A 14457-nucleotide genomic window follows, 5' to 3' on the forward strand; every position below is an offset into this window, starting at 1 on the left:
CGTGCACCGCATGCGACAGCGTTTGCGTGCTCCGATTGTGCTGCCCTGCGACCCGGACTGTTCGGTGCTGCGGGATGCCGTTGTGGACATCGAGGACGACGGCCGCATCGGGTATGTCGGTCCGCTCGCCGACGCGCCCGGTGATGAGCCGATCACCGACGTCTCAGGGGTCCTGCTGCCGGGTTTGGTCAACACGCACGCGCACACCCCGATGACCGTGCTGCGCGGAATGGGCGGCGACCTGCCGTTGCTGCGCTGGCTACAGGAGGTCATCTGGCCTGCCGAGGCACAGCTGAGCGCGGCGGACATGCGCGCCGGGATGCTGCTCGGTTCGGTCGAGATGTTGCGCGCGGGCGTGACCACGAGTGTGGAGATGTACTTCCACCTGGACGAACTGGCCGACGCGGTGCTGCAGACCGGTGGGCGTGCCGTGCTGACCGGCGGGATCATCGAGGCACCCGGCTTCACGTGGCGCTCGCTGCTCGACGACGTCAGCAAGTTGATCGACACCGAGGGTCTGCGGTTCGGGCCGGGTGACCGCATCGAGATCGGATACGGTCCGCACTCGGCGTACACGCTGACGCCCGAGGTCCTGACCGAGGTCGCGGCGGCCGCGCACGAACGTGACGCGCTGATGCACATCCACGTGGCAGAAGCCGCTTTGGAGGACGCAGCGCAGCGGTCCTCTCATGGATCCGTGCCGAAGTTGCTGGAATCACTGGGTTTCTACGGCGGACGAGTGATCGCGGCGCACTGCGTGCACCTGTCCGACGAGGACATCTCGATCTTCGCCCGGCACGGTGTGGCGGTCGCGCACTGCCCAGGGTCGAACGCCAAGCTGGCGTCCGGCATCGCGCGGGTGCGTGACCTGCGCGAGGCGGGCGTGACCGTCGGCATCGGCACGGACGGGCCGGCCAGCAACGACGACCTGGACCTGTGGGAAGAGGTCCGGCTGGCCGCGATGCTCAGCCGCTTGTCCACTATGGACGCTTCATCGCTGATCGCACCGGATGTCTTGTTGATGGCGACCCGGATGGGCGCGGCCGCGATCGGCCGGGACGACATCGGCGCGCTGGAAGAAGGCCGCTGGGCCGACATCGTGCACATCTCGACCGACGCCCCGGCGTTCTCGGCGGGCGTGGACGTCCCCGACGCGCAACTACTGTCCAATGTGGTCTGGGCAGCCGGTGCGCGTCAGGTCCAGGACGTCTGGGTCGCGGGCGACCAGGTCGTGCGCGCCGGCGAACCGACTCGGGTCGACCGCTTCGAGGCACAGGCGAAGGCCGGAGCCGTCACCCAACGGCTCCTCTCGGGCGGATGACCACCTCGGTGGGGTGCGCGTCCGCAGGCATGGTGATGGCGTTCAGGACAGCCTGTGCGACCGTGTCGGGCTTGAGGTACTTCTCCGGCTCGTAGTCACCCTGTTCAGCGGCCCGCACCCCACGCTGCATCTGGGTGTCCGTCCGACCGGGGAAGACCGATGTGACCCTGATGTCCGGTTCCTCAGCCCTCAGTGCGTCGGCGTACGCCCTGAGCGCGTACTTGCTCGCGCCGTAGGACCCCCAGTTCGGGTTCACCCGCAGGCCAGCCCCGGAATTGATCAGGATGACGTGCCCGTTCCGGGCCCTGAGCCTGGGCAACAGGATCCTGGTCAGTTCGGCGACCGCGATGACGTTGAGCTCGAACGTGTCCCGCCACGTCTGCACCGAGGTCTGGCTGAGCGACCCGAGTTGCACCACGCCCGCACTGTGCACGAGCACATCGAGCTCCGGGATGTCGGCCGTCTTCTCTTCGAGCGCGTCCAGGTCCCGCAAGTCCACCGGCCACGGCCGGCCCGGCAGGCCTTCCGGGATCTTGCGGCCACCCAGCCACACCTCGTGCGTCGAGGCCAGGACCTGCGCAATCGCCGCCCCGATGCCACTGGACGCACCCGTCACCAAAGCTGTCTTCACAACCCGACCCTAAGAGATCAGCACACGCCAAGTCCGGACCGGCCGAGACAACACCGCTGCCAGTCAAACGGTTCCGCCTTGGCACGCTGGAGATACCGCCTGGCGGGTGGAAAGTCGTCGTCGAACCAGCGACCGAGTACCAGGCCCGCGACCTTGGCCGCCCCGGCGGTCTTCAGCACGACACTCGCTGACTGCAAACGTGCGCCGGTTGTCCAGGTGTCATCGACCACGAGCACGTTCCGCCCAGCCGATGTCGCTGTGAAACGGTCCGGGCGCACGACTCGGTCGGCAGGTACCTTCGCGTTCGGCTCCAATACCTGCGCAAACCGGGGTTTGGTCTGCAGGATGGCATGGCTGAGCATCTTCGCCAGCGGGTGAACCTCTCTGCCGCTGGTGCTGGGGACGTAGGTGACCTGGTCGAACTCCGCGATGCCAATCGCTTGCGCGAGACACGTTTCGTGCAGCCGCAAGAACTCGGCCAGCACGGCTGTCAGCCGGATACGCAGCGGTCGGCTGATCTGTTCCCGGCCATCCTTGTACTGCCGCAGCTCGTACGCGAACTGCTTGGACTGCTCGGCGAGCGCGATCGGAACCACCACGTCCGCGAGAAGGTCCGCGTGGCCCTGAAGGTGCTCGTTGCATCGCCAGCAATACGCATACCCGGCGGTATCGCGCCAGCACGCCTTGCATACGTCCTGCCCAGCTGACGGAACGGCGACCAGGACGTTGCGGTAGCTCTCCAGCGTCCGCGAGAAACGGCTCATACGTCGATCAGGTCGGGCACCTCGGCCAGCAGGTCGTCGAGCACTTTGATCAAGTGGTCCGGCCCTTCGAGGACCGTGGTGTTCGGGCGGTCGGCGATCGCGCGAGCCCACTCGTTCGCCATGACCTCGCGCATCAGGAAGACGTGCCTGCCGTGCTCGAGCGCCAGACGCGCCTGCGTTCGCGCTCCACTGTGTTCACCGGCCTCAACGATCACGGTCGCGATGGTCATGCCACTCATCACGCCGTTGCGCATCGGAAACTGGTGTTTCGCAGGTCCCGCGTCCGGCCAGAACTGCGAGAAAACCGCACCTGTCCGCGCGATCTGGCTCTGGAGCTCACGATTCTCAGCTGGATAACAGTGCCGCAGACCGGTTCCGACCACAGCGACCGTGCGTGAACCGGCATCCAGCGCGGCCCGATGTGCGGCGGTGTCGATGCCCGCGGCCAATCCACTGACCACAGTCGTGCCATGGTTGCAAAGCAGCGTCGCAACGCTTCGGGCTCGCTCGAGACCAGCTGGACTCGCTGCCCGGCTGCCGACGACAGCGACCGCGTTTATCTCGGATGGATCGGGCAGACCGCGATAGGTCAGGAATGGTGGTCGCTGGTGGACCATCAGCAGCTGTGTGGGATAGCTCTCATCAAGCAGGGTGACCAGTCCCATGCCCTCGGCAGACCACTGCTCGATCTCCTCGCACATCGCGGTGACGGCGGTGTCGAGGTCGAGTGGCTGATGATCGAGTGTGGGTGCCGACGGGCTGGTCAGCTCCTCCAGGATCGTGCTGGTCGAGCCCGCTTCTTCGACCCTGCGGGCGATCTGCGGCCAGGAGAGTTCGCTGCTGCGCAGCGCCACCAGGAGCGCTGCTTGCTCGCGACGATCGACCACGGGCCACATCCTATCGAACAGCCGTTCGGTCGGCTCGCTGATGATTTTTCGTGTCGCGGATAAACCTACTGGTGGTTTCAGGCGTGAACGACACGTGAGAGCGGTTGCTGCCGGCTCGGACGCCGGTCCGTCCAGAATGGACGCGATGGCGGCGTTCTCGGCACTGTTCGACGAGTCCTTCGAGGCTATGAAGCGGCTCGCGTACCTGCTTGGTGCCGATGACCCGGAGAACATCGCGCAGGAAGCGTTCGTTCGGCTGCATGATCGCTGGCACACGTTGTACGACGACAGCAAGGCGTTGCCGTACTTGCGGGCGATGGTGGTGAATCTGAGCCGGTCGCGGCTCAGGCACCTGCGCGTTGTGCGAAGGACGCCGCCGGATGTGATGCTCGACGAGTTGTCGGCGGAGTCCCATGCGCTGGCACGGCAGGAACACAGTCGGATCAGGGAGGCGCTGGGCAAGCTCTCCCGCAGACAACGAGAAGTTCTGGTGTTGCGCTATTGGCTGGACCTTGACCAGGCCGCGATCGCCGAGACGCTCGGTGTCGCGGTCGGCACGGTCAAGGCGACCACGTCACACGCGATGACGAACTTGCGCAAGCACCTGGAGGAGTGGTGATGGACGAGCTGGAGCACCGGCTGCGCTCGGCACTCACCGAGATGGCCGAGGAGGTGCCGCCGAGCCACGGCGCGTGGGAGGAACAGCAGCGTCGGCTGGCTCTGAAAAGTCGTCGAGATCGACGTCGGCCGGCTGTTATGGCGGCCGTGGCTGCGGCGGTGGTGGCGCTGATCGCGATCCCGGTCGTGATCATCAACCAGCAGATCAACGCGCCGGTCGAGCCCGCTGGGTCGTTGCCGTGGGTGGCCAACCCGCCGGAGTCGACAAAGCTGCTGCCGCCGAGCGCGGAGGTGCGGTACAAGCCCGAGTACATCCCGCTCAAAGGGGAAATCCTGCTGACCGAGCCGATGAACATCGACACCGTGTTCGCGGCCGGCGGGAAGATAGCGACGCTCACGTACGCGTACACCGTGCAGCTGGACCGGAACTACCGGCAGATGTGCGTGGCGAGGGTTCCGGAGGACAACCCGGTCATCAACGGACCGAAGCAGGCCGCGTACGGCGATCCAGAATGCATGCCGCTCACCGTGCCGAAAGTGGGCAGGTACGAGTGGGGCCGCTGGCAGGTCCCGAGTACCACCAGCAAGGGCCTCTGGCTCTATGCCATGAGCCAGCCCGCGGACAGCATGATGTTCCTCCGGCGCGAGGGCGGCTACGTCAACACGCAGACCAAGGCCGCCGGCAAGGACATCGTGCTGTTCGTCGCCTACATGGGCACCACCATCCCGCCCAAGCAGTTCTCGGTGTTCGACAGCGACCACAAGACGCTGATGAACGGCGAATGAACCGATAGCGAACACAAGGCGACGTTCGGTCGTTCCTATTCACCGTGAACGGGCTTAGTGTCGATCTCCTCCGAGCGGACTGGAGGAGCTCACGATGCCACCACGCATCCCTTTGCCCCTGCTCAACCCTTCTCGTCGGGCGGCGGTGACCTGTGAGTACCGCTGCGGCAACGCCTGCTCGCACGAGGCGCCGAACCCGTCTGCGAACGAGTACCTCGGTGACATCGTCACGAGCGTGATCAACCGGCGGAAAGCGCTCAAAGCGGGCGCTGTGGTCACGTTCGCCGCGAGCGGTGTGGTCGGTGTCGGCGGGGCGGCCGTGGCGGATGAACAACGCGGCAGAGGCACCCCTGGCCTGAACTTCGAGCGGGTCCAACCCAACACCCTGGACGCCGTGGTCGTGCCCAAGGGCTACGAACAGGCCGTGGTGATCCGCTGGGGTGACCCGGTGCTGCCCGGCGCGCCGAAGTTCAACTTCGACAAGCAGACCGCGGCTGGTCAAGCCAAGCAGTTCGGATACAACTGCGACTTCGCCGCGCTGCTGCCCACCCACGGCGGCAACCAGCTGCTGGTCACCAACCACGAGTACACGTCCGAGACGTTCATGTTCAAGGGCTACAAGACGGACAACCCGACCGAGGAGCAGGTCAAGATCGGCTGGGCGGCGCACGGCCTGTCGGTCGTCGAGGTCGAGCAGGTCCGTGGTTCGGGCAGGCTCAAGCCGGTGATCGGGCGCCAGAACCGGCGGATCACGATGACCACACCGTTCAAGATCACGGGCCCGGCCGCGGGCAGCGACCTGCTCAAGACATCGGTCGACCCGACCGGCACGGTCGCGCTGGGCACGCTCAACAACTGCGCGGGCGGCGTGACCCCGTGGGGCACGATCCTGTCCGGCGAGGAGAACTTCAACCAGTACTGGGCCAACGCCGGTCAGACCGCCGAGCCGGTCAAGTCGCGGGCCGCGCGCTACGGCATCACGAGCGGCGCGACCAGCCGCAAATGGGAACGCTTCGACAAGCGGTTCGACATGGTGCAGGAGCCGAACGAGGTCAACAGGTTCGGCTACGTCATCGAGCTCGACCCGCACGACCCGGAGTCGATGCCGGTCAAGCACACCGCGCTCGGCCGTTTCAAGCACGAGTGCGCCAACATCCGCGTCGCGCGCGATGGGCGCGTGGTCGCGTACTCCGGTGACGACGAGCGCTTCGAGTACCTGTACAAGTTCGTGTCCAAGAACAAGATGCGCAAGGGCAACAGCCGCACCGCGCGTCGCTACAACATGACCTTGCTCGACGAAGGCACGTTGTACGTAGCCAGGTTCACCGGTGACAGCCCGCCCAGCGAGATCGACGGCACCGGGAAGTTGCCGTCCGACAAGAGGTTTGACGGCAGCGGCGAGTGGATTCCGCTGGCCAGCGGCAATCGCTCGTTCGTGCCCGGCATGACCGCCGAGGAGGTCTACGTTTTCACGCGGCTGGCCGCGGACAAGGTCGGTGCGACCAAAATGGACCGTCCGGAGGACGTCGAGGCCAGCCCGAAGACCGGCAAGGTCTACGTGGCGTTGTCCAACAACGTCGAACGTGGTGTCACGCCGGGCAAGGAAAGCGCGACCGAGCCGAACCCGCGCAACAACAACAAGCACGGTCAAGTCCTTGAGCTGACCGAGCACGACCCGTTGTCGCTGCGGTTCACGTGGTGGCTGTTCCTGGTGTGCGGTGATCCGAACGACCCGAACACGTACTTCGCGGGCTTCCCGAAGGATCAGGTCAGCCCGATCTCCAGCCCGGACAACGTCGCCTTCGACCAGTACGGCAACCTCTGGATCTCCACCGACTCGGCCAACGCGCTGGGCATCAACGACGGCCTGTACGGCGTGCCCGTCGACGGTCCGGAACGCGGCAACCTCAAGCTGTTCCTCACCGTGCCGAGGGGCGCGGAGACCTGCGGTCCGATCGTGCAGGAGCGGCTGATCACGGTCTGCGTGCAGCACCCCGGCGAGGTCGACGGCGCCAGCGCGGAGAAGCCCGCGTCGCACTGGCCGGACGGTGGTGACAGCCAGCCACGGCCATCGGTCGTCGCGGTGTGGAAGCCTGGACGGCACGGGCCGATGAAGATCGGCTCATAACGCCAGGTAACCAGGCGATTCTCCCGTGCGATGGCGTCAGCTGTTCGCCTCGCGTTCACCTGGATGTCGGCTGAACAACCCTTATCGCGCTTACGTTTCAGCCGTTCCGGACTGACCCTCGTACGGGAGGCCTCGCGTGTCATCACGCCCCGAGCCTGGCCGCATGCTGCCTTTGCTCACTCAAGACCACCACGGGCGGCAGGCGATCACCTGCCAGTACCGCTGTAACAACGCCTGCTTCCATGAGGCACCCAACACCTCCGACAACGAGTACTTCGGCGACGTCGTCCGCGATGTCGTCCGTCGCCGCGGCATGCTCAAGGCTGGCGCAGTGCTCGCCGCGGCAGGCGCCGGTATGACCGCGCTCGGTGGCACGGCAGCCGCCGCGCCCGCGCAAGACGCCGAAGTCCAGGGCCGTGGCCGGCCAGACCGCCGCGACGGGCTGAACTTCGACCCGGTCGCGCCGAACACCGAGGACCGGATCGTCACGCCGGAGGGCTACGACCAGTCGATCGTGATCCGCTGGGGCGACGCGGTGCTGCCCGGCGCGCCGAAGTTCGACTTCGACAAGCAGACCGCGGCCGCGCAGGCCAAGCAGTTCGGCTACAACAACGACTTCTGCGGCCTGGTCCCGCTGGGCTGGAACCGCTGGTTGATGGGCTCGAACCACGAGTACACATCCGAGACCTTCATGTTCTCCGGCTACAAGGCCGATAACCCGACCGAGGAGCAGGTCAAGATCGGTTGGGCGGCGCACGGCTTCTCGGTCGTCGTGGTCGAGAAGGACTTCTGGTCCGGCAAGCTGGTCGCCAAGCTGGACCGGCACTACAACCGCCGGATCACCGTCACCACCGAGTTCGCGTTCTCCGGTCCGGCCGCGGGCAGCAAATACCTGCAGACCTCGGTCGACAAGACCGGCCGCAAGGTCTTCGGCACGTTCGGCAACTGCGCTGGCGGCGTCACGCCGTGGGGCACGTACCTGTCCGGCGAGGAGAACTTCGACGGCTACTTCGCCAACAGCGGCACCGCGTCGACCGACCCGCGCGTAACCCGCTACGGCAAGCTCGGCGCGTCGACGACACGCAAGTGGGAGCGGTTCGACAAGCGCTTCGACTTCGCCAAGGAGCCCAACGAGTTCAACCGGTTCGGCTACATCGTCGAGATCGACCCGAACGACCCGAACTCGACGCCGGTGAAGCACACCGCGCTCGGCCGCTTCAAGCACGAGGGCGCCAACGTCCGCGTCGCACGTGACGGCCGTGTCGTCGTGTACATGGGTGACGACGAGCGCTTCGACTACATCTACAAGTTCGTCTCGAAGAACCGCATGAAGCACGGCAACAGCCAGCGGGTGCGCGAGGAGAACAAGAAGCTGCTGTCCGAGGGCACGCTGTACGTCGCCAAGTTCACCGGTGACAGCCCGGCTGCGGAGATCGACGGCACCGGCAAGCTGCCGTCCGACGGCGAGTTCGACGGCACCGGCGAGTGGATCCCGCTGGCCAGCGGCGACAAGTCCTTTGTGGACGGCTTCACCGCCGAGGAGGTCTACGTCTTCACGCGCCTGGCCGCTGACAAGGTGGGCGCCACCAAGATGGACCGCCCCGAGGACATCGAGCCGAACCCGAAGACCGGCCGCGTCTACGCCGCCCTGACCAACAACACCGACCGTGGTGTCGCGGCGGGCAAGGAAGGCCCGACCGAGATCAACCCGCGGATCAACAACAAGCACGGCCACGTGCTGGAGTGGGAAGAGCGCAACAACGACGCCACTGCCACGAAGTTCTCGTGGAAGTTGTTCCTGGTCTGCGGTGACCCGGCGTCTCCGGACACCTACTTCGGCGGCTACGACAAGACCCAGGTCAGCCCGATCTCGTGCCCGGACAACGTCGCGTTCGACCGCAAGGGCAACCTGTGGATCTCCACCGACGGCAACGCCCTGAAGTCCAACGACGGCCTGTTCGCCGTGCCGACCGAGGGTCGCTACCGGGGCCGGGTCAAGCAGTTCCTGACCGTGCCCAAGGGCGCGGAGACCTGCGGCCCGGTCATCGAGGACAACTTCGTCCTCGTGTCGGTCCAGCACCCGGGTGAGCTGACCAACGCCAGCGCCGACAACCCGTTGTCGCACTGGCCGGACGGCGGCACCAGCCAGCCCCGGCCGTCCGTGGCCGCGATCTGGCCGCGCCGCGGCAACATCTGCGACTGACGTAACCGGAAGGCCCCCTCGAAGCCGAGGGGGCCTTTCGTTGTCAGCGCTCCACGTCGCCGCGGATGAACGCCTCGACCGCGTCGTAGGCCTCGGAGTCCGAGTACTGCACGGGCGGGGACTTCATGAAGTAGGACGAGGCCGAGTTGATCGGCCCGCCGATGCCGCGGTCCTTGGCGATCTTGGCGGCCCGGATGGCGTCGATGATCACACCCGCCGAGTTGGGCGAGTCCCAGACCTCGAGCTTGTACTCGAGGTTCAGCGGGGTGTCGCCGAAAGACCGGCCCTCCAGCCGCACGTAGGCCCACTTGCGGTCGTCCAGCCACGGCACGTGGTCGGACGGGCCGATGTGCACGTCGGCCTTCTCCATCTCGTGCGGGATCTGCGACGTGACCGACTGGGTCTTGGAGATCTTCTTGGACTGCAGGCGCTTGCGCTCCAGCATGTTCATGAAGTCCATGTTTCCGCCGAAGTTCAGCTGGTAGGTCCGCAGCAGCTCGACACCGCGGTCTTCGAACAGCTTCGCCATCACCCGGTGCGTGATGGTCGCGCCGACCTGCGACTTGATGTCGTCGCCGACGATCGGCACGCCCGCGGCACGGAACTTCTCGGCCCACTCGGGGTCGGAGGCGATGAACACCGGCAGTGCGTTGACGAACGCGACACCCGCGTCGATCGCGCACTGGGCGTAGAACTTGTCGGCGTCCTCGGATCCGACCGGGAGATAGGACACGAGTACGTCGGCGCCGGATTCGCGCAGCACCTTCACCACGTCGACCGGGTCCTCGTCGGCCTCGGTGATGATCTCGCGGTAGTACTCGCCCAGCCCGTCGAGCGTGTGGCCGCGCTGCACGGTCACCCCGAGCGGGGGCACGTCGCAGATCTTGATGGTGTTGTTCTCGCTGGCCACGATGGCTTCGGACAGGTCACGCCCGACCTTCTTGGCGTCCACGTCGAACGCCGCGACGAACTGGACGTCACCGACGTGGTACTCGCCGAACCGCACGTGCATCAGGCCGGGCACGCGGGTGGCGGGATCGGCGTCGCGGTAGTAGTGGACGCCCTGCACCAGCGAAGCCGCGCAGTTGCCGACGCCGACGATGGCCACTTTCACGCTTTGGCCCATGCCGGTTCTCCTTATCCTTTTCCGCTGACGGCGCCTTCAGCTGCCGTCACTGGTGTTTGCGCCGTCTCACAGCGCGCCGCCGTCCTGCTCGCGCTGCTCCTCGGCGATCAGCTCGTTGAGCCACCGGACCTCGCGTTCGCTGCTTTCCAATCCCATCCGATGCAGCTCGCGGGTGTACCGGTCGATCTGTTCGCCCATCCGCGCAAGCGCGGAGCGCTGGCCTTCCCTGCGTTCCTCGACCCGCCTGCGGCGGCCTTCCAGGATCCGCATCCTGACTTCGGCGGGTGTCCGGGAGAAGAACGCCATGTGGACGCCGAACCCCTCGTCGTCCCAAGTCTGGGGACCGGCGTCGGCCAGCAGTTCGGCGAACCGTTCCTTGCCGTCCGCGGTCAGCTTGTAGACACGCTTCGCGCGACGGCCCCACGTGCGGTTCTCGTCCGGATCTTCCTCGACGATCCAGCCGGCGCGTTGCAACCGGCGCAAAGTCGGGTACAGCGATCCGTAGGAGAAGGCACGCAGGGTGCCGAGCAGGTCGAAGAGGCGTTTGCGCAGCTCGTAGCCGTGCATCGAGGCCTCGTGCAGGAGCCCGAGGATGGCGAACTCAAGCACCGAGACCTCCTCTCCTGGCACGGTGACCTACCGACTGATTATATCGTCGCGATACATCGGGCGCAGATTCAACGACATGAGCCTGTGGCAATCGACACCTCCACCTTGATCCGCAGGTCGAAGGCCTGACATTGGCCTGCTGCGCTGAACGGCGCAACGGTCCTCAGCACGAGGCACGTAGTCTGTCCGATGTGCGGACCCAACGTCAGGTCGTGGACTATGCGCTGCAGCGCCGTGCGCTGCTGGCCGAGGTCTATTCCGGCCGGGTCGGCACCATGGAGGTCTGCGACGCCAGCCCATACCTGCTCCGAGCTGCGAAGTTCCACGGTCAGCCGACGGATGTGCAATGTCCGGTGTGCCGCAAGGAACCGCTCACGCTGGTGTCGTGGATCTACGGAGACGAGCTCAAGCACGCGTCCGGATCCGCGCGTACTCCCGAAGAACTTGCCAAACTGGCGAACCTCTACGAGGAGTTCACCGTGTATGCGGTAGAAGTTTGCCGCACATGTTCATGGAACCACCTAGTGCAGTCATACGTCTTGGGAACGCGTGGTCTGCGTTCCGGCAAGCCACGCAGGAGGACCGTGGCGGAGTGAGGCGGTTGCAAACGCACTTGTTTCGTCACAAACTGCTCCGCAAGCTCGCGGACGTCTGGAAGGCCCATCATTCGTGAACGACCACAGAGACCCGCAATGGCCCACGGGTGACGACCCGGACGCCGGCAGGCGTGGGCGTCGCCAGGAACAGTCCCAGGAGAGCACTGGGTTCTGGCAGCCGTCCTTCGACGACGATGACGCACCCGCGCCGCAGCAGCCCCAGTGGCCGACGGAAGCGCCCCCTGAGCGCCAGGCTCCACCGCGACCACCGATGAACGCTTCGGCCGCACGAGGCGGACCGCCCCGGCCGCCCGGCAGACCACCAGGTGGTCCACGGCCAGGTCAGCCGGTGCCGCCGGGTGCCCGCCCGCCGATGGGCCCAGCCGGCCAGCAGACTGTACGGGTTCCGCAAAGCACTCCGGCCGATCAGCCGACCGATGTCGTCAACCCGTTGCACGGCGCAAGCGGGCGTACTCGTACCACGCCCGAGCCTGAGCTGCTCACCCACCGCGAGTTCGATGACGGGTACGACTACGACGATCCGGACAGCCAGTATGACGAGCCGGTCCTCGGTGACGATGAGGCGCGCCGTCTGCGGCGGAAGAAGATCTGGAAGCGGGTCCGCCGGGTCAGTTATGTCTTCGTCGCATTGATGTTGATCGGCCCGCTGGTCGCGTTCTTCGTCGCGTACCAGATCGTCGACGTGCCCAACCCGGAGCGGCTGGCCGACCAGCTCGACAAGACCGTCGAGATCAAGTACGCCAACGGTGACAACTTCGCGACCGTCGCGCCGAAAGGGCGCCGCACCCTGGTGAAGGCCGCTGATATCCCGGTCCAGGTGCGCCGGGCGGTGTACGCGGCCGAGGACGCCACCTTCGAGACCAACGAGGGCTTCGACATCACGTCGATCATGCGTGCGGTCTGGAACAACCTGACCGGTGGCGGCGGTGGTGGTTCGACCATCACCCAGCAGTACGTCAAGAAGGCCACCGGCAACGAGGACAAGACCCTCACCCGTAAGGCTCTCGAGCTCGTCACCGCGTACAAGTTGTCCAACACGACGGACAAAGAAGACATCATCGCCGGGTACCTGAACACCATCTACTTCGGCAAGGGTGCGTACGGCATCGTCGCGGCGGCGAAGGCCTACTACGACAAGCCTCTTGACCAGATCACGGACATCGAGGCGGCGACGCTCGCCGGTGTGATCCAGCAGCCTGGCCGCGCGGGCGGCGACCCGGAATGGGTCGAGCAGCGCTGGAACTACGTGATGAACAAGCTGGTCGAGAACAAGTGGATGGACCCGGCCAAGCGAGCGAGCGCGACGTTCCCGCCGATGGCCGACGAGACAGCGGCCAACCCGGGGATGACCGCGGACAAGCAGTTCATCTGGGCGCAGGCCAAGCGCGAACTGGAAAACGCGGGCATCTCCGAAGAAGAGATCAACAGGAACGGCTACAAGGTCGAGCTCACCATCGATCCGGCAGCCCAGGAGGCGGCGAAGGAAGCGTCTGAGGCGGTCATGAAAGGCCAGCCGGAGAACCTCCGGAAGGCGCTCGTGGCCGTGGATCCGAACACGGGCCGGATCGTCGCCTACTACGGGTTCAACGAAGCCAAGAACGGCATCGACTTCGCACGCTCCTGGCAGAACCCTGGTTCGTCGTTCAAGCCGTTCGACCTGGTCGCCCTGCTGCACAAGGGCAAGGGCCTCGGTGAGACGTTCGACGGCACGTCCGGCCGGAAGTTCGGCGGGATCACGATCAACAACTCCGAGGGCAACGACGACTGCGGTGAGCGGTGCTCGGTGGCCAAGGCCATGGAGTTGTCGATCAACACCGTGTTCGCCGACATCGCGTACAACGAGACCGGCTTGAAGGCGGTGGCAACGGCCGCGATCGAGGCGGGCATCCCGCAGAACGTCGGCCAGAAGGGCATGCCGCTCGAGCAGAACCCGGACCTGAACATCTCCATCGGCGGTGGTAAGTACGTGGCCCGGCCGATCGACATGGCAGGCGCCTACGCGACGTTCGCCGCCAACGGCACCAAGCGGACGCCGCACATCGTGGCCAAGGTGACCAACCCGAACAACGGCGACGAGCTCATCTTCGACGGCGACGAGTCGCTGGGCAAACCGCAGCCCGCGTTCAGCAAGACCGACCCCGCGCTGAACGCGAAGATCGCCAGGAACGTGACCGAGTCGCTGATCCCGGTGGTCAACTCGACCCGCGGCGGTGCGCTGAAGTGCATCGAGGGCCGTCAGTGCGCCGGCAAGACCGGTACCCACGGTTGCGCCGACACGGCGAAGACCAACAAGAGCGACAACTGTGCGGCGTGGATGGTCGGCTACACCCCGCAGATCTCCGCGGCGGTGTGGGTCGGCTCCGACGACAACTCGGCACTGCGGAACAAGCAGAACAAGGTGATCTTCGGTAGCGGTCTGCCAGGCGATATCTGGAAGAAGTTCATGGACCTGTACCTGAAGGGCAAGGAGAAGAAGAACTTCCCCAAGTACGTGCCCATCGGTTTGTCCCCTGACCAGGCCGTGACCCAGACGCGCAACAGCGACGAGAACAAGAACAACAACCAGTCGTCGTCGAGCACGCCGTCGTCAACGCCTTCGTCGTCGAGCAACAACTCGCAGTCGGGCGAACCAAGCAGCCCGCCGAAGTCGACCAAGACGAACACCGGCATCTTCCCCACCGGCCGGGTTGACCCTCCCGGCCAGGGCGGCGGCGGTGGCGGCGGCGACAACGACGATTTCGGGCAACCCACCGGCTAGCCCACACCG

12 protein-coding genes are annotated in these 14457 nt (G+C 65.9%); 7 read left to right on the forward strand and 5 right to left on the reverse strand.

Going from position 1 to position 14457, the window contains the following annotated elements; all coding sequences use genetic code 11:
* The first annotated feature begins 10 nt into the window (after window positions 1-10).
* Complete coding sequence (locus B9C43_RS15615) at window positions 11-1321, forward strand: amidohydrolase family protein (protein ID WP_084428199.1); 1311 nt, start codon at window positions 11-13, stop codon at window positions 1319-1321.
* On the opposite strand, the gene B9C43_RS15620 is transcribed toward B9C43_RS15615, so the two are convergent.
* Genes B9C43_RS15620 through B9C43_RS15630 form a run of 3 tightly spaced genes read right to left on the reverse strand, consistent with a single transcriptional unit; the run spans window position 1293 to window position 3603 of the window.
* Window positions 1293-1952: an SDR family oxidoreductase gene (locus B9C43_RS15620; RefSeq protein WP_084427123.1), complete on the reverse strand. Its 660-nt coding sequence runs from the start codon at window positions 1950-1952 to the stop codon at window positions 1293-1295. The genes B9C43_RS15615 and B9C43_RS15620 overlap by 29 nt on opposite strands.
* A 17-nt stretch (window positions 1953-1969) precedes the next feature.
* Entirely contained in the window at window positions 1970-2716 is a 747-nt protein-coding gene (locus B9C43_RS15625; RefSeq protein WP_051894774.1) for a ComF family protein, read from the reverse strand.
* Entirely contained in the window at window positions 2713-3603 is an 891-nt protein-coding gene (locus B9C43_RS15630; protein WP_200825550.1) for a DNA-processing protein DprA, read from the reverse strand. The genes B9C43_RS15625 and B9C43_RS15630 overlap by 4 nt, the downstream gene beginning before the upstream one ends.
* Window positions 3604-3748: 145 nt before the next feature.
* Here B9C43_RS15630 and B9C43_RS15635 point away from each other — a divergent pair, with 145 nt between their 5' ends.
* The 4 genes from B9C43_RS15635 (at window position 3749) to B9C43_RS15650 (ending at window position 9338) form a co-directional block, all read left to right on the forward strand.
* A complete protein-coding gene (locus B9C43_RS15635) occupies window positions 3749-4222 on the forward strand; it encodes an RNA polymerase sigma factor (RefSeq protein WP_235038628.1) in 474 nt (157 codons plus the stop codon).
* Window positions 4222-5007, forward strand: a complete 786-nt coding sequence (locus tag B9C43_RS15640) for a hypothetical protein (RefSeq protein WP_084427129.1) — start codon at window positions 4222-4224, stop codon at window positions 5005-5007. Before B9C43_RS15635 ends, B9C43_RS15640 begins: the two co-directional genes overlap by 1 nt.
* A gap of 94 nt (window positions 5008-5101) precedes the next feature.
* Window positions 5102-7135, forward strand: coding sequence for a PhoX family protein (locus tag B9C43_RS15645; protein ID WP_084427131.1), 2034 nt, complete (start codon window positions 5102-5104; stop codon window positions 7133-7135).
* 163 nt (window positions 7136-7298) lie between these two features.
* On the forward strand, window positions 7299-9338 hold the full coding sequence (locus B9C43_RS15650) for a PhoX family protein (RefSeq protein ID WP_084427133.1): 2040 nt from the start codon (window positions 7299-7301) through the stop codon (window positions 9336-9338).
* Between the two features lie 43 nt (window positions 9339-9381).
* Here the strand turns inward: B9C43_RS15650 and B9C43_RS15655 are convergent, their stop codons facing one another.
* Together B9C43_RS15655 and B9C43_RS15660 are read right to left on the reverse strand one after the other, a co-directional pair.
* The gene (locus tag B9C43_RS15655; RefSeq protein WP_033380206.1) at window positions 9382-10464 is read right to left on the reverse strand and encodes an inositol-3-phosphate synthase; all 1083 of its coding nucleotides are present in this window, start codon (window positions 10462-10464) and stop codon (window positions 9382-9384) included.
* 66 nt (window positions 10465-10530) lie between these two features.
* A complete protein-coding gene (locus tag B9C43_RS15660) occupies window positions 10531-11073 on the reverse strand; it encodes a PadR family transcriptional regulator (protein ID WP_033380211.1) in 543 nt (180 codons plus the stop codon).
* 191 nt (window positions 11074-11264) lie between these two features.
* Between B9C43_RS15660 and B9C43_RS15665 the strand changes: the two genes are divergently transcribed.
* The gene (locus tag B9C43_RS15665) at window positions 11265-11669 is read left to right on the forward strand and encodes a DUF5318 domain-containing protein (protein WP_160096531.1); all 405 of its coding nucleotides are present in this window, start codon (window positions 11265-11267) and stop codon (window positions 11667-11669) included.
* 73 nt (window positions 11670-11742) lie between these two features.
* A complete protein-coding gene (locus tag B9C43_RS15670; protein WP_084427135.1) occupies window positions 11743-14448 on the forward strand; it encodes a transglycosylase domain-containing protein in 2706 nt (901 codons plus the stop codon).
* Window positions 14449-14457 lie beyond the last annotated feature (9 nt).

It is taken from the genome of Kibdelosporangium aridum (assembly GCF_900176515.1).
Classification (GTDB): domain Bacteria; phylum Actinomycetota; class Actinomycetes; order Mycobacteriales; family Pseudonocardiaceae; genus Kibdelosporangium; species Kibdelosporangium aridum.